The 16,535-nt window shown below is 69.7% G+C and carries 11 protein-coding genes; 10 read left to right on the forward strand and 1 reads right to left on the reverse strand.

Annotated elements, in window-relative coordinates; translation table 11 throughout:
* The first annotated feature begins 100 nt into the window (after positions 1–100).
* The 10 genes from RS83_RS05840 to RS83_RS05885 all read left to right on the forward strand — a co-directional run bounded on the left by RS83_RS05840 (position 101) and on the right by RS83_RS05885 (position 15,388).
* Positions 101–1,714, forward strand: a complete 1,614-nt coding sequence (locus RS83_RS05840; RefSeq protein ID WP_045278673.1) for a PucR family transcriptional regulator — start codon at positions 101–103, stop codon at positions 1,712–1,714.
* Between the two features lie 284 nt (positions 1,715–1,998).
* Positions 1,999–3,429, forward strand: coding sequence for an ABC transporter substrate-binding protein (locus tag RS83_RS05845; protein WP_197072071.1), 1,431 nt, complete (start codon positions 1,999–2,001; stop codon positions 3,427–3,429).
* Between the two features lie 74 nt (positions 3,430–3,503).
* A complete protein-coding gene (locus tag RS83_RS05850) occupies positions 3,504–4,442 on the forward strand; it encodes an ABC transporter permease (protein ID WP_197072072.1) in 939 nt (312 codons plus the stop codon).
* Between the two features lies 1 nt (position 4,443).
* Positions 4,444–6,270 (forward strand): dipeptide/oligopeptide/nickel ABC transporter permease/ATP-binding protein, encoded by a 1,827-nt coding sequence (locus RS83_RS05855; RefSeq protein WP_052678896.1) that lies wholly within the window; start codon positions 4,444–4,446, stop codon positions 6,268–6,270.
* Complete coding sequence (locus tag RS83_RS05860; RefSeq protein WP_045278589.1) at positions 6,267–7,079, forward strand: ABC transporter ATP-binding protein; 813 nt, start codon at positions 6,267–6,269, stop codon at positions 7,077–7,079. The genes RS83_RS05855 and RS83_RS05860 overlap by 4 nt, the downstream gene beginning before the upstream one ends.
* Complete coding sequence (locus RS83_RS05865) at positions 7,076–10,405, forward strand: serine hydrolase (RefSeq protein ID WP_045278590.1); 3,330 nt, start codon at positions 7,076–7,078, stop codon at positions 10,403–10,405. The genes RS83_RS05860 and RS83_RS05865 overlap by 4 nt, the downstream gene beginning before the upstream one ends.
* Positions 10,402–11,235, forward strand: a complete 834-nt coding sequence (locus RS83_RS05870; RefSeq protein WP_045278591.1) for a hypothetical protein — start codon at positions 10,402–10,404, stop codon at positions 11,233–11,235. The genes RS83_RS05865 and RS83_RS05870 overlap by 4 nt, the downstream gene beginning before the upstream one ends.
* A gap of 1 nt (position 11,236) precedes the next feature.
* Positions 11,237–12,373: an o-succinylbenzoate synthase gene (gene menC, locus RS83_RS05875; protein WP_045278592.1), complete on the forward strand. Its 1,137-nt coding sequence runs from the start codon at positions 11,237–11,239 to the stop codon at positions 12,371–12,373.
* Between the two features lie 2 nt (positions 12,374–12,375).
* Positions 12,376–13,932 (forward strand): GMC family oxidoreductase, encoded by a 1,557-nt coding sequence (locus RS83_RS05880; protein WP_045278593.1) that lies wholly within the window; start codon positions 12,376–12,378, stop codon positions 13,930–13,932.
* A gap of 37 nt (positions 13,933–13,969) precedes the next feature.
* Complete coding sequence (locus RS83_RS05885) at positions 13,970–15,388, forward strand: aldehyde dehydrogenase family protein (protein WP_045278594.1); 1,419 nt, start codon at positions 13,970–13,972, stop codon at positions 15,386–15,388.
* A 9-nt stretch (positions 15,389–15,397) separates the two neighbouring features.
* On the opposite strand, the gene RS83_RS05890 is transcribed toward RS83_RS05885, so the two are convergent.
* A complete protein-coding gene (locus RS83_RS05890; RefSeq protein ID WP_052678899.1) occupies positions 15,398–16,450 on the reverse strand; it encodes a serine hydrolase domain-containing protein in 1,053 nt (350 codons plus the stop codon).
* Between the last annotated feature and the right edge of the window lie 85 nt (positions 16,451–16,535).

Below are 16,535 nucleotides of genomic sequence, written 5' to 3' on the forward strand. Positions count from 1 at the left end.
TCATGCTCATGCGCGGACTCTCACCATTCTCGCCTCGGCGGCGACGCAGGCGATCGTGCGATCGACCAGTATCGAAGTCCTCCTGCTGTACGCTCATCCCATGTCGGCCGCGACGTTCACGACCAACCTGGGGCAGCTGACCGAGCGCCTGGGGACGACTCTGCTCACTCTCGAAGCGGGGCGGGCGCAGGCCGCGCGGCCGGTGTCGACCGTCGTGCTGCACGATCCGCTGGATCCGCCGGAGATCACGCAGGACGCGATCGTGCTGGCGGTGGCGGTGGCGACCGATGACGACCTCGCCGATCTGGTGCGCCAAGCAGGTGAGGCGCGTGCGGCCGCGCTGATCGTCCGCGAATCGCTCCCGGTGAGTCGCGAGGTCGCCGCGAGCGCCGAGCAGTACCAGGTCTCGCTCTTCGGCCTGGTGCGCGGCGCGTCGTGGGTGCAGGTCGCGACCCTGCTCATCAGTGCCCTCAACCTCGGTCCGAGCGGTGCGGAGCAGGGCGCCAATGACCCCGCGCGGGATCTCTTCACGCTCGCCGACTCCGTGTCAGCGCTGCTGGGCGCGCCGGTCACGATCGAAGACCGCTCCTCGAGGGTCGTGGCCTTCTCGGCCAACCAGCTCGGCACGGACGAGGCCCGCCGACTCACCATCCTCGGCCTTCAGGTGCCAGAGGTGTACAGCAACCATCAGCGCACGCAGGGTGTCTTCCCTCTCATCTACGGCTCAGAGCGCCCCATCTTCCTGGCCAAGCCGGCGCCCGACACGATGCCGCGAGTGGCGATGCGCATCGCGGCGGGTGACGAGGTGTTGGGCTCGATCTGGGCGGTGACGCCAGAGCCCTTCGACGCCGAGCGCGAGCTGCGCATGATCGAGGCCGCGCAGGTCGTCGGTCTGGCCATGCTGCGCGCCCGGGTCAGTGCGGATGCCGCGGAGCGGGTGGCCGAGTCCTTGGGGATGATGCTGCTCGACGGAGGATCGTCGGCGCGGGAAGCCGCGCAGCAGCTCGGGTTCGAGAGGTCGCCCGCCTGCGTCCTCGTGCTGGGGCCGCTCCAGGATGAGGACGAGATCCGCACGGTGTCCGACACGCAGCGCGCCGCCGCGGCGCTCCGCATGCATCTGCGCTCCGTGCACCCCCGCGCGATCGCGATCCCGATGGGTGGACTCGTCTACGCGGTCGTTCCACTGCGCAGTGCCGACGAGCATGCGGTCGCGGCGGTCGAGCGCTTGGCGACGGAGTTCGTCGGCCGCCTCGACACGTCGACGGAGTTCTGTGCCGGCCTCGGCGATGTGGTGAGCGATGTGAGCGGGCTGTCGCTCTCGCGGCGCAACGCGGAGGCGACGCTGCGGGTGCTCCGCTCGCGACCGGAGCGCGTCGGCAGAGCCGCCAGGTTCGCCGATGTCCAGATCGACGCCCTGATGTTCCGGATCGGCGACCTGCTCGACGCTGACGGTGTCACGCTCGACGGACCGCTCATCGTGCTGCGGGAGTACGACGCGTCCCACCGCACCGAGCTGGTGGCGACCCTCCGAGCCTGGCTCGAGCATTTCGGCGACGTGCTCGCCGCTTCTCGCGAGGTCCACATCCACAAGAACACGTTCCGGTATCGGCTCGAACGCATCGAGGAGATCACGGGCGCGGATCTTCGAGACCCTGACACTCGTTTCGGGCTGCTGCTGCAGCTGCGTCTCGAGGCCCTCGTGCCGTCGAACTGACGCCGGCACGGCCTTCGGGGGCTGCTCTCTCGGAACCACCCCGTCTAGAACTAGGTCGATCGTCCAACGGATCCTGCGATTCATCAGCTGAACGCACGATGAGCGATCTGCGAGCGCGGGTGAAACTGTGAGGAACATCAGCCCATTCAGATCAATGGCGGTCCCGAATCATGAGAACCCGAACTTATGCACTCCCGCTCCTTCTCGCCGTAGCGCTCGGTATCACCGCATGCGGCGGCCCGTCGTCGTCAGGTGAGGACTTCGTGAAGGATGGCTCCTTCTCGGTGGCCATCAACTCGGACCCCGGCGATCTGAACCCGTTGACGACGAACATCGTCAACGCGCAGATCGTGGGCGCATACTCCTACGACACGCTCCTGTACGTCGATCCGGAGACCGTGAAGCCCGAGCCCTACCTCGCCGAGAGCTGGACCGAGAGCCCGACCAAGGTCACCTACACGCTGCGCGACGGCATCACCTGCGCGGATGGCACGCCGTTCACGGCGGAGACCGCCGCCGCGAACCTGAACTGGATCCTCGATCCGGCCAACGAGTCGCCGAGGCTGGAGTCAGTGGTGCCCTCCGACGCCACCATCACGGCCGAGGGCAACACCCTCACCGTCTCGACCACGCAGCCGCGCCCGTTCATGCTCTACGACCTCGGCAGCCAGCAGATGGTGTGCGACGCGGGTCTCGCCGATCCCTCCAGCCTCTCCGCCGGCAGCAACGGCACCGGCCTGTTCCAGATCGATGATGTCGTCGCCGGCGACTCGATCACGCTGACGCGTCGCGACGGCTACGAATGGGGTCCCAAGGCGACGACGAGCACGACGGAGGGTGTGCCGAAGACGGTGACCATCAAGATCGTGCCGAGTCCGTCGACGGCGGCCAACCTGCTGCGTTCGGGCGGGCTCAACGCGGCGGTGGTCAGCGGGAAGGACGAGGAACGACTGGGCGAGCTGAAGTCGCTGTCGTCCCCGACGATCTCCGGGATGATCATCTACAACCACAACGCCGAGATGCCGACCGCCGACACCGGCGTGCGCAGGGCGCTCACACAGGCGGTCGATCTCGACACGCTCACCGACATCCTCACAGAGGGCAAGGGTGAACGTGCGAAGTCGCTGCTCGGTGAAGAACCGAGCCTGTGCAGCTACGACTCGATCGACGGGACGCTGCCGACCTACGACCCCAAGGCCGCAGCCTCGGCATTGGCCGGGGTCAAGGGCGCCGAGATCACCCTCATCTACGACAACAGCACGGCTTCCCGGAGCGCAGCGGCGGAGTACGTCGCCACGCAGTGGGAGGACGCCGGGGTCAAGGTCACCCTCGACGGTGGCGACGAGAACTACGTCCTCGCCAACACCTTCGCCGCAGAGGACCCGACCAAATGGACGGCCAGCCTCGGCCTGATCCTGCAATCGGGAACGCCGGCGATCTTCCCGCAGTACCTGAGCGGTCCGGTGCCCCCCGACGGCACGAACTTCGCCGGGATCGAGAACGAGGCCTACGTGGAGGCCGCCACCGCAGCCGCCGACCTGGCGGGCGAGGAGGCGTGCAACACCTGGCGCGACGCCGAGGCCGCACTGTTCGACGCCGCAGACCTCGTCCCGGTCTCGATGACCCCGTTCAAGATGTACTTCAACGGGGCAGAGTCGATCATCCGGCCGGTCGGCGGATACCTGCCCGGTGCGGCGATCCGCGTCCTCTCATGACCACCACGCTGCCCCGGACGGATGCCCTGGCAACCGTCCGGGGTCGGCGGGCTCGTTCCTCCCGGGGCGGGGCCGTGGGCGCCTTCCTCCTGCGCCGGGTCATCCGCCTGTTCTGGTCGGTGGTCGCGCTCGTGACCGTCGTCTTCCTCATGGTGCGCATGATCCCCGGAGACCCGGTGCGCAACGCGCTCGGCACCAACGCGACAGCGGCCATCGTCGAAGCCCGTCGTGAGAGCCTCGGGCTCAACGACCCGCTCTGGCAGCAGTACCTCTCCTTCTGGAAGGGACTGCTGACCGGGAATCTGGGCGACTCGTTCTCGCTGAACCTCCCGGTCACCACGATCCTCGAACAGCGCCTTCCGGCGACACTCGAACTCGCGTTCCTGTCGCTCGCGACCGTGCTGGTGGTCTCGATCCCGCTGGGCATCGTGATCGCCGCGCTGACCCGCGGCGGACGTCGCCCCGGTCTCGACGTGGCCTACACCTCGGTCAGCGGACTGGTCGCCGTCATCCCGGAGTTCGTGATCGGCGTCGCTCTGGTCTACGTGTTCGCCGTGCAGACGACACTGCTGCCGGTCGCCGGCCGCGAGGGTGCGAACTCCTACGTGCTGCCCGTGCTCGCGCTGTCGATCGGGCTCATCGCTGGGGTCTCCCGCATCGTGCGCGTCGAAGCGCTCACCGTCTTCTCGCAGGACTACATCCGCACCGCCCGCGCCAAGCGCATGTCGCGGCGTCGCCTCTACCTCAACCACGCACTGCCGAACCTCGTGACCCCCGCGCTCACCGTCGGCGGCCTCGTGCTCGGCTCGCTCGTCGCCGGCACGGTGCTCGTGGAGACGATCTTCTCGTGGCCGGGACTCGGGCTCACGATCGTGGACGCGGTGCGGAGCAAGGACTTCCCGCTCGCGCAGGGCATCGTGCTCGTCTACGGGCTGATCGTCCTCGTCGCGAACCTCCTCATCGACTTCGTCCTGGTGTGTCTCGACCCACGCTCGACGCTGAAGGACGCCTGACATGACGACTCTCCCTCCCCCGATCCCCGCGGTGCCCGCTGCATCGTCGTCCTCGCAGCATGCGCTGGTGACAGCGCTGCGCTCGCCGTTGGGCATCATCGCCTCCGTGCTGCTCGTGACACTGATCCTGCTCGCCACATTCGGACCCGTCATCTGGGGCGAGACGGCGAAGGTCGCCGACCTGACCCAGCTGTCGATGGCACCCAGCGCCGCTCACCCTCTCGGCACCGACGCCGGCGGGCGCGACGTGCTCGCGAGGCTGCTGAGCGCGACCCGCATCTCGGTCGTGACGGCCTTGCTCGCGACGTTGATCGGGGTGACGCTGGGCGTCCTCCTCGGCCTGCTGCCGACCGTCGCACCGAACTGGGTGGCCCGCGTGGTCAACAGCATCCTCGGAGTCGCGCTGGCCTTTCCCTCGCTGCTGCTCGCGATCGTCGTCTCGATCATCGTGGGAGTGGGTGTGGTCAGTGTGACCCTGGCGATCGGGCTGGCGATGGCACCCGCTTTTGCTCGCCTGGCGCAGACGCTCGGCGCATCCGCTGCCGGTCGGGACTACGTGGACGCCGCGCGCGTTCTCGGGGTCTCCCGCTTCCGCATCCTGACCCGGCATGTGCTCCCCAACGTCCGCGACCCGCTGATCGTCAACGCCAGCATCGGCGCCGGCACGGCGCTGGTCGCCTCGACCGGACTGTCGTTCCTGGGCTTGGGCGTGCAGGCACCGGACTACGACTGGGGACGGATGCTCAACGAGAGCCTGGACGGCATCTTCGTCAACGCGGCGCCCACCCTCGGACTGTCGGCTGCGATCGTGTTCGCCGGTGTCACGTTCGCTCTCGTGGGTGAGACCCTCGCGCGTGCCTTCGGCCTGAACCGTGCTCCGAGACGGCAGCGACGCCGTCGGGGAGCGCCGATGAACGAGGTCGCACCGCTGCATGTGGTCGACGATCCGGTGCTGCGGGTGCGTGATCTGCAGGTGCGCGTGCCGCGCGGCGACGGCTGGGCTGACCCCGTGCGCGGGGTGAGCTTCGACGTCGGTCGCGGCGAGATCGTCGGTGTCGTGGGTGAGTCGGGGTCGGGCAAGTCCCTGACCTGCATGGCCGTCGCTGCCCTGCTCGAGGAACCGATCGAGGTCGCGGCCTCGACGGTGCAGTTCGAGGGGACGGAGCTGGCGGCCGGCGGGCGGGTGTCCAGCCGGATCTCGTCGGCAGGCGTGGCGCATCAGCTGGGTGCCCGCATGGCCTTCGTGTTCCAGGATCCGGCGACATCGCTGAATCCCGCCCTCCACGTCGGCACACAGGTCGCAGAGGTCGGCCTGCTGCACGGCGGACTCAACCTGAAGTCGGCGCACCGTCGTGCGGTCGACCGGCTCGACGCGGTGCGCATCCCCGATGCCGAACAGCGCGCACAGGCCTATCCGCATGAGTTCTCCGGCGGTATGCGCCAGCGCGCCATGATCGCGATGGGGTTGATGGGGGAGCCGGCGTTGCTGATCGCCGACGAACCCACGACCGCGCTCGACGTCACGGTGCAGCGCGAGGTCATGAGCCTGCTCGCCGAGGTCAACGAGGTCAAGGGCACGGCGCTGCTGTTCGTGTCGCATGACATTGCCCTGGTGTCGTCGTTCTGCACCCGGGTGCTCGTGATGTATCGGGGGGCGATCGTGGAGGATCTCGCCGCCGCCGATCTCGCCGCCGGCCGCGCCCGGCATCCGTACACCCGTGCTCTCGTCGAAGCCATCCCGCATCTCGAAGCGGAGCCGGGAACCGCGTTCGCGACGATCGCCGAAGACGCGGAGTTCCCGACCGAGCCCGTGGGGAGTCGATCATGACAGAGCTGGTACTCGAGGACGTCCGCGTGCGATACGGCAGCGGACCCTCCGCCCATGACGCCGTGCAGGGGGTCAGCCTGACGGTCGCGAGCGGACGCACCGTCGGCCTGGTCGGCGAGTCCGGATCGGGGAAGTCGACCATCGCACGCGCCATCGTCGGTCTCCACGAACCCCACGCGGGGCGCATCCTGGTCGACGGCACGGATGTCGTCCGCGCCCACGGCCGGACCGCCGCGCTGCGCCGCGATGTGCAGATGATCTTCCAGGATGCGAGCTCGTCGCTCGACCCGCGGATGAATGTCGGCGCCTCCATCGCGGAGGCGCTGGAAGTACGGCGGCCCGACCTGAAGGACGGGAAGGCTCGTCGCGCGGAGGTCGCGCGGCTCCTGGAGATCGTCGAGCTCGATCCGGCGCGGATCGGCGACCTGCCATCGCAGCTCTCCGGCGGTCAACGTCAGCGCGTCGCGATCGCCCGTGCGCTCGCCGCCGCGCCCCGCGTGCTGCTGGCCGACGAGATCACCTCGGCGCTCGACGTCTCCGTGCAGGGCACCGTGCTCAACCTGCTTCGCAAGGTGCAGCAGGAACTCGACCTGACGGTGCTGTTCATCAGCCACAACCTCGCCGTCGTGCGCCAGCTCTGCGATGAGGTGGCGGTCATGAAGAACGGTCTCCTCGTCGAGAGCGGACCCACGACCCGGGTGATCGATGCGCCGGAGCATCCGTACACGCGCGAACTGGTGCGCGCCGTCCCCCGACTCGGCGTCCCGCTCGCCGAGACGCCCCTTTCCCGGTCAGGAGACCACCGATGACCTCGCGCAGCGCGCGGCTCGACGACCTGCACCGCGTCGTCGTCGCCACAGAGACCGCGATCTCGCCGGACGGCGGCGACGTGGTGTTCACACGGCGCGAGGTCCGAGACGCGCACACGGTGACCTCGCTGTGGAGCGTCGACCGCGACGGCGCGACCACGGCGCTGACCCACGGACCGTCGGATGACGCCCCGCAGTTCTCTGCGGCGGGTCTGCTGTTCCGACGGGTCGTCGACGGAGTGCCGCAATTGCATCTGCTCCCAGAGACCGGCGAGCCGGTGCCGCTGACCTCACTGCCCTCGGGAGCAGGGCGGCCGTTCGTGAGCCCGGCAGGGGACCGCGTCGCATTCCTGGCACCGGTGGAGCGCGGGTCAGACGATCCGACCGCGCCGATCGTGATCGACACGCTCGATCACACGATCGACGGCGTGGGGTGGGCCGGCAGCGTCCGTCATCACATCCTGGTGCTCGACCTCGCCGACGGCGGCATCCGTCAGATCACCGACGGCTCCTCCGACGTGGGAGAGCCGTCATGGTCTCCTGACGGCACTCAGCTCGCGTACGCGGCGGCGACGTTCCCGCGTTCCGACGTCGAGCGCGAGTGCGCCGTGCACGTCGTCGATGTCGATGACCTCCTCACGCCAGCCCGCCGGATCGGCGCCGCGACCGGCATCACCGGCCCCCTCCTGTGGATGCCGGACGGAGAGTCCGTCGTCGCCGTCGGTCTTCGCCGCATGCGGATCGGGCACACCCGCCTGCTGCGTCTGCATCTGGACGGTCGGGCGGACGATGACCTGACCGCGGGGCTCGACCTCAACGTCATGCCGGGTGCCGTCGGCTACCCCGGGGGCCGGCCCGCGCTCACGCATGACGGCACGCAGATCCTGTTCTGCGCGCGTGACCGCGGCTGGACCCACCTCTACGCGCTCGACCTCGCCGACGGCACGATGCGGCCGGTGGTGGCAGCGGAGCATCGTGTCGTGTCGGCGTTGTCGGTCGCCGCCGCGAGTCCCTACGCCGCGATCGTCGTCACGACTCAGGATTCGTTCGCCGAGGTCGCCCTGGTGAACGTCGAGACCGGTGAACACCGTGAGCTGACGACGCTGACCCGCGATGCCCTTCCCGAGGTCGAGCTGCTGCACCCCGAACCGCGCGTCTTCACGATCAGCGACGGAAACGTCGTGCACGGGTGGCTGCTGTCCGCGCCGGGAACGAAGGGTGCAGCGCCCCTGCTGCTCGACATCCACGGTGGTCCCCACAACGCATGGAGCGGGGTGGCCGACGAGGTGCATCTCTCGCACCAGGTGCTGGCGAGTCGCGGCTGGCGGGTGCTGACACTCAATCCCCGCGGCTCGGACGGGTACGGCGAGGACTTCATGACGGCGGTCCACGGCGCCTGGGCGCGGGTCGATCTTCCGGACTTCCTCGAGCCGCTCGATGCGCTGGTCGCCGAAGGGCTGGCCGATCCGGAGCGTCTCGCCGTGGCCGGCTACAGCTATGGCGGGCTGCTGACCTGCGCGCTGACGGCGCACACCGATCGCTTCGCCGCAGCCGTTCCCGGCGGGCTGCTCTGCGACTTCGCATCCCTGGCAGTTCAGCGGCTGGAGCCGGAGGGCTTCTTCTCCGAGTCGACCGCTGGACTGGAACCGACCGAGATCGTCCGTCTCGCCGAACTCTCGCCGATCGCCCGCGCGGAACGGGTGACGACGCCGACCCTCGTGCTGCACGGCGAACTCGATGAGACGTGCCCGAGCGCGCAGGCAAGGGAGTGGTACTCGGCCCTGCGGATCACGGGAGTGACGAGCCGGCTCGTCATCTACCCCGGCGGTGGGCACCTGTTCATCGTCACCGGACCCGTCGAGCATCGGATCGACTACCAACGACGCCTGATCGAGTGGGTCGAGCGGTACACCGCCCCGCGGATCACGCAGGCGAAGCCCGGTCGTGCCGCCATCGAGCCCGCCGCGCGCGATGCCGCCGAATGGCAGCACCGGCTCGACCTGCTGCGCCGCAGATACGGTGTGGTGGGGGCGCAGTTCGGCATCCTGCAGCTGACCGGCGAGGGGACCATCCTCGATCGGTGCACGGTCTCGTCCGGCGTGCTCGACGCCTCGACCGGGGTGCCCGTGACCGACGACGCGGTGTTCCAGATCGGATCGATCACCAAGGTCTGGACGACGATGCTCATCCTGCAGCTCGTCGAGGAGGGGAAGCTCGATCTCGACGCCACGGTGCGCAGCATCCTGCCGGACTTCCGACTCGCCGACGATCCGGAGCCGACCGTCACGGTGAGAGAGCTCCTGCATCACACCAGTGGCCTCGACGGTGACGTGTTCACCGACACCGGGAGGGGGGACGACTGCGTCGCCGCGTACGTGGAACAGCTGGCGGGAACCGAGCGCCTGCACCCGCGCGGCGAGCGGTTCTCCTATTGCAACTCCGCGTTCGTCGTCGCGGGGCGCATCATCGAGGTGCTGTGCGGGACGACCTGGGACGAGGTGCTCAAGACGCGCCTGATCGACCCCCTCGGGCTGCAGCACACGTTCTCGCTGACCGATGACGCACCCAGGTTCGCCACGGCGACGGGACACACCGGGGGCGGCGCCGCGGCGGTTCCGGTGCGCAAGTGGGGGATACCGCGTTCGATGGGACCGGCGGGGTTGATCTCGGCCAGCATCGGCGACCTGCTGGTCTTCGCCGAGACCGCGCTGCGTGGAGGGGTGACCCCGGAGGGAACCCGCGTCCTCTCCGCGGAGAGCGCTGGTCTGATGGCGACCGAGCACGTCGACCTTCGCGCCAGCGTCGGTGCCACCTCAGGATGGGGCCTGGGGTGGTTCCTGCAGGACTGGCAGGGGAGTCGCGTGTATGGGCACGACGGCGGCACGATCGGTCAGCGCGCCTACCTGCGGATCTTTCCGGAGACGGGTCTCGCGGTGGCGCTGTTGACGTCCGGAGGGCAGCCGGACGGGCTCTACCGCGAACTCTTCGACGATGCCGCGCGGGCGTTCGACGGCGGCGGGATCCACCCCGTGCTGTTCCCCGACCGTGCGCGCACGCCGGAGCAGGTGACAGGCACCTGGGAGTCGGCGGGGTTCGTGGCCGACATCGCCCCGCGAGACGGCGGCCTGCGCCTCGTGCTGCGAGAGCGCAAGAGCTACGCCGACCCCGTCTCCCCCGACGAGGTGCAGGAGGTCGAGCTGTTCGCCTCGAACGTACCGGGGGTCTACGCCTACACGAGCGATGAGACCGCCGGGTGGGAGCAGGTGCGGCCGGTACCGGGCGGCCTCTACCTCGGCTACCGCTTCCTGCGGGAGACGGTCTCATGAGCGGCACGATCGATGCGACACCGCTCGAGGGGGGAGCCGGTGCGCCGGAGGCGGGGATGGAACTGCGGATGCTGCGCCTGCCGTCCGAGATGGTTGCCGCGACGGAGCTCGTCGCCGGCGTGTGGCAGGTCGACGTCGAGCGGGCGCACGTCAACCCCGGGCTCCTCACCGCGCTCGCCCACGCCGGCAACTATGTCGCCGGTGGCTTCCTCGGTGACGAGCTCATGGCGGTCTGCGTCGGGTTCTTCCATCCGCCTTTCGACCGCGCGCTGCACTCCCACCTCGCGGGGGTCCGTCTCGACGCGATCGGCCAGGGATGGGGACACGCGATCAAGAGTCATCAGCGCGCCTGGTGCCTCGAGCGCGGCGTCACGCGCGTGACGTGGACCTATGACCCGCTCGTCGCCCGCAACGCCTACTTCAACCTGCACAAGCTCGGGTGCACGATCGACAGCTATCTGCTCGACTTCTACGGCGACCTCGGCGATGGCGTGAACGGCGGTCAGCGCAGCGACCGGGCGCTCGTGGTGTGGGATCTCGAGCGGCCGGTCGGTCCTCGCCCTGCCGCGACCGCCGGCGTCGAGATGCCGCCGGCGGTCCTGTGGGCCGATGACGAGCGGCCGGTGCTCGACCTCGATCGTGCGCACCACCTGCAGGTCTGCCGCATCGACATCCCGAGCGACATCGAGAAGATGCGGCGGGTCGCCCCCGACCTCGCCGCGCGCTGGCGGGTCGCCCTCGGGCATGCGCTCGGCGGGCTGCTCGCCGAGGGGTGGAGCGTTTCCGATTTCGACCGCCGTGGTCACTACACACTCACGAGGAGTTCCTGAAATGCATATCGATCGCGTCGAGCTGATCACGGTACGGATGCCGTTGGTCCATCCGTTCACCACCTCGTTCTCGACCCAGACGGAGCGGCGTCCGCTGCTCGTGCGCATCACCGCGTCGCGAGACGGCCGCACCGTGACGGGCTGGGGCGAGTGCGTGGCCCTGTTCGATCCCTCGTACTCTCCGGAGTACCTCGACGGTGCCAGGGAGATGCTGCGACGGTTCCTGGTCCCCTCGCTGCTGGAATGGCAGGATGCCGGACGGCCGGTGACCGCCGAGACCGTGGCTGCGGCGACGGCGCATGTCGTCGGCCACCGCATGGCCAAGGCGGCACTCGAGATGGCGGTGCTCGATGCCGGTCTCCGCCTCGACGACCGTCGGTTCGCCGACCACCTCGGTGTCACGCGTGCGGTCGTGCCGTCGGGGGTCAGCGTCGGGATCGAGTCGTCGATCCCCGATCTGCTCTCCCAGGTCGGGGGCTTCCTCGACGAGGGATACGCGCGCATCAAGCTCAAGATCCAGCCCGGCTGGGACATCGAGCCGGTCCGCGCCGTGCGCGAGAGGTTCGGCGACGTGCCGCTGCAGGTGGATGCCAACACGGCCTACCGTCTCTCGGATGCGCCGTTGCTGCGCCGGCTCGACCCCTTCGACCTGCTCCTGATCGAGCAGCCCCTGGCCGAAGACGACCTGCGCCAGCACGCGCTGCTCGCCCAGCAGATCGCCACGCCGGTCTGCCTCGACGAGTCGATCGTGTCGGTCGAGGCGGCTGCCGATGCGATCGCGATGGGAGCGGCGAGCGTCATCAACATCAAACCGGGCCGAGTGGGCGGATACCTCGCGGCCCGCCGCATCCATGATCTCGCCGAGGCCAACGGGATCGCCGTCTGGTGCGGTGGCATGCTCGAGACCGGAATCGGGCGTGCGGCCAACATCGCCCTCGCCGGCCTGCCCGGATTCACGTTGCCCGGTGACGTGTCGGGCTCGAACCGGTTCTATGCGCAGGACGTGACCGCGCCGGTGGTGATGAAGGACGGCGTCGTCGCGATACCGGACGGGCCTGGCTTCGGGGTGGAGCCGCTCGTCGACGTGCTGGCGGACGTCACGATCGACGCAGTCGACATCGCGGCGCACCGGAGCTGACCGTGCGCGCCCGAGGCTCTCACGCCGACGTCATCGTGGTCGGCGCGGGCTCGGCAGGGTCGGCGCTCGCGGCACGACTCGTGCAGTCGGGGCGTCATGTCCTTCTGCTGGAAGCGGGGAGAGACGCTCCGGCATCCGAACTCCCGGAGTCGTGGCGGCTGCCGAATCCGATGGCGGCGATGGAGGAACCGGGGAGCGCATCGCTGCTGTGGGCCGAGCACCTCGCGTCGCGGACGGCGACTCAGGAACCATCCTTGTACTGGCGGGGCAAGGGTCTGGGTGGAAGCTCGGCCATCAACGGGCAGATCGCGATCCGCCCGCCGATGGAGGACTTCGACGACTGGGCTGCCGACGGCTGCACCGGGTGGTCCGCGGAGGACGTGCTGCCGGTGCTCGCCGCCCTGGAGTCGGACCAGGAGTACGGAGAGCGCCCGCACCACGGCGCCGATGGCCCGATCCCCGTGCACCGCTACCCGCAGGAGGTGTGGGGGTCGGTCGATCGCGCGCTGCGCGACGCCGCACTGGCGACGGGTCGGCCCTGGGCGCCCGACGTCAACGCGCCGGGCGCGACCGGAGTCTCGCCCTATCCGGTCAACTCGATCGACGGACGGCGGGTCTCCTGCAACGACGCCTATCTTGAGCCGCTTCGGGGGGACCCCCTGCTCACGATCAGGGGCGAGGCGCTGGTCGACCGCGTCGTGTTCGCAGGGAAGCGCGCCGTGGGGGTGCGTCTCGCGAACGGCGAAGTGCTGAGTGCGGATCTCGTCGTCCTCTCCGCCGGCGCCACGGCGACGCCCTCGATCCTGATGCGCTCGGGGATCGGCCCCGCCCGGCATCTGGTGGAGCAGCGGATCGCCGTGCGCGCCGATCTGCCCGTCGGTGAGGGCATGCAGGATCATCCGATGGTGCTCGTCGGCATCCCGCTCACGCCGGAGGCCACGGCCGGCCCCTGGGACCGTCACACGAACTGCTGCATCCGCTACTCCAGTGGGATGACAACCGACACGAACGACATGATGATGGTCGCTCTCAACCAGAACGCGCTCGCGATGGCCTCCGCGGATCCCCGTGCCGGGGCCGGCGCGGTCGGTGTCTTCGTCAACCGCACCTACTCCCGTGGCACGTTGCGCCTGCAGAGCCGCGATCCCCGGACCCAGCCGCACCTGTCGTTCAACATGCTCGACGCGGCGCTCGATGTGGACCGGCTCGCGGAGGGAGTCCGCCGACTGGCCGGATTGGTGGATCACGAGGCGTTCGCCGACATCACCGCGTCGGATGTCTGGGCGGGTAACACGGCGCTGCGCGCGGCACTCGACGGGCCGGAGGACGCGCTCCGCGCATACCTGCGCGACACCGCGGTCGACACCCAGCACGCGACGAGCACCTGCCGCATGGGTGATCCAGCCGCCGCGACCACCGTGGTCGACCCGGAGGGTCGCGTGCTCGGCATCGACGGGTTGCGCGTCGCTGATGCGTCGATCTTCCCGTTCGTCCCCCGAGCCAACACCCATCTGGCGAGCGTCCTGGTCGGCGAGATGCTGGCCGCACGCCTGACCTGAGACCTGCCCGACTGACACCTGCTGCCGAGGAGCCGCCATGGACCACCAGTGCCACGTGATCGACGGTGTCGCCGTCGCATCGACCGATCCGCAGACCCTTCCGGTCGTCTCGCCCTGGACCGAGGAGGTGATCGCCCGCATCCCGGTCGGCTCAGCCGAAGACGTCGATGCGGCGGTCCGCTCGGCGGTGGCCGCGCAGCGCGACTGGTCCCTGCGCGCGCTGGACGAGCGCATCCATCTTCTCGCGGGGGTCGCCGACACGGTGGAGCGGCACCTCGCGGAACTCGCGCGGATCGAGAGCGACGAGATGGGCAAACCCGTCCCGCTCGCTGAGCAGTTCATCGAGGGCGGGATCGCGGGGTGGCGCCAGGGCCTCGACCTCGCGCGCTCCTACCCCTTCGTGGCCGATGTCACGGTGCCGGGCGAGCCAGGGCAGACCGTGGTCGAGCGCCGACCCGTGGGCGTGGTCGGGCTCATCATCCCGTGGAACTTCACCGTCGCCTCGATCCTCGGGAGCCTGCTTCCCATGCTCGCCGCAGGCAACACCGTGGTGCTCAAGCCCTCGGAGAAGTCTCCGCTGTCGGCGGCCCGGTTCGTCGAGCTGCTCGATCTGCCGCCCGGCGTCGTGAATCTCATGCTCGGCGATGCGCGCGCGGGTGGGCCGCTCGCGGCCCACGACGACGTGGCGCTGCTGCACTTCACCGGCTCGGTCGAGGTCGGCCGCGCGGTCGGGATCGCGGCCGCATCGCGTCTGAAGCGGTCGGTGCTCGAGCTCGGCGGCAACGACCCGGTGATCGTCGACGCGGATGTCGATGTGGCCGCGACCGCTGAGGCGGTGGCGATGTCGTCGTTCGTCAACAGCGGGCAGATCTGCACGTCGTCGGAGCGCATCTACGTGCACCGCGACGTCGCCGAGGAGTTCATCGCGGCCCTGGTCACGGCGGCCGATTCGTACGAGCTCACCGCTGACCGGGACGGCACGGGCCTCGGTCCTCTCGTCGACGCCCGCCAGCGCGCCCACGTGCACGCACATGTCGCGGAGGCGGTCGAGCGTGGCGCGACGGTGCTGCGCGGCGGTGTGCTTCCGGACGGTCCGGGATTCGGCTACCCGGCCACGGTTCTCATCGGGGCGACGGCGGACATGCGGGTGATGCGCGAGGAGACCTTCGGTCCCATCGCTCCCGTCGTCGTCGTCGACTCGTTCGATGAGGCGGTCGAGCTCGCGAACGGCACCGGATTCGGACTCGCCGCGACCGTGTACACGCACGACCCCGTCCACCAGCAGCGCGCGGGAGACATCAGTGCCGCCGTGATCTGGATCAACGGATGGCAGCAGGGCGGTGTCAACGCCGTCTCGGAGCCCTGGGGCCTCAGCGGTGTGGGAGCCGCCGGCGCCGCCGCGGACTTCGACGCGGCGACGCGGCCCGTCTCACTGCTCCGGGCCGCGACCGCCTGACCGCAGCGCTCAGACGATCGCGGGCGCGAGGAGCCCGCGGACGCGCATCGCGATCGTGTCGGCGGGGTTCGTGTGCTCGATCGACTCGTTCGCGGTGGCGAGCACGACGACCGTCGTCCCGGTCTCGGGGTCGTGGCCGGTGAAGGTCTGGAAACCGGGCAGCTGGCCGTTGTGGCCCCTGATCCCGCCGAAGTCGGCGATGCCGAGCCCGTAGGACCAGTCCGTCCCGGCGATCGGGACGCCCGTCATGCGCATGCGCTGCGTCTGCTCCGAGAGGAGGTCGCCGCGCACGAGCGCCTCGACCAGGATCACGAGGTCGTCGGCAGTGGAGAGCGCGTTGCCGGCCGTCCAGGCCCACGAGGGGTTGATGTCGGTCGCGTCGACGAGTGCAGTGTCATCGCGCAGGTAGCCGCGCACCCGAGGGTCGGGCAGCGCGGTCCCCTCGGGGGAGCGCGGAGGCAGCGACGTGCTGTGCAGTTCCAGCGGCTCGAACACGAAACGCGCCGCGAGGTCCTCCACCAGGACACCGGTGACCTGCTCCGCCAGCAGCCCGAGCAGGATGTAGCCGGTGTTGCTGTACTCCCACGAATCGCCCGGTGCGAAGTGCTGCGGGCCGCGCTGCGCGAACTCCACCAGCTCTCGCGGCTTCCAGATCCGCTCCGGTGCGGCGAGCAACGCGGTGAGGAACTCCTCGGTCGTGTACTCCGGCAGGCCCGCTGTCATTCTGAGCAGGCGCCGCACGGTGACCCCGCTCGGCAGGTTCAGGTGCGGCAGGTGGGTCTGAGCCTCGTCGTCGAGCCCGAGCTCGCCCGTCTCCGTCAGGCGCAGGATCACGGTGGCGACGATCGTCTTGGTCACGCTGCCGATGCGCAGCACGGCGTCGACGGCGAGCGGCTCCCCGGTGGCGACATCGCGGGTGCCCAGCGCGGCCGACCAGCGTTCCCCGTCCGGTGTCCGCACCGCGAGCACGACGCCGGGAACGTCGAGCCGCTTCCGCTCGGCATCGACCTCGGCGAGGATCGCGGCGGCGGCGGACGAGAGATCGGGAGGCACGGGTGTCATGCTCCGATCCTGCCGCGATTGCTCGCGCGCCGCATGGTGCCAGGGACCGAGTGGGTCACGTGGATCTCGGTCGATCGGCCGATCT

This window comes from Microbacterium oxydans (assembly GCF_000956525.1).
GTDB classification, from domain to species: Bacteria; Actinomycetota; Actinomycetes; order Actinomycetales; family Microbacteriaceae; genus Microbacterium; species Microbacterium oxydans_A.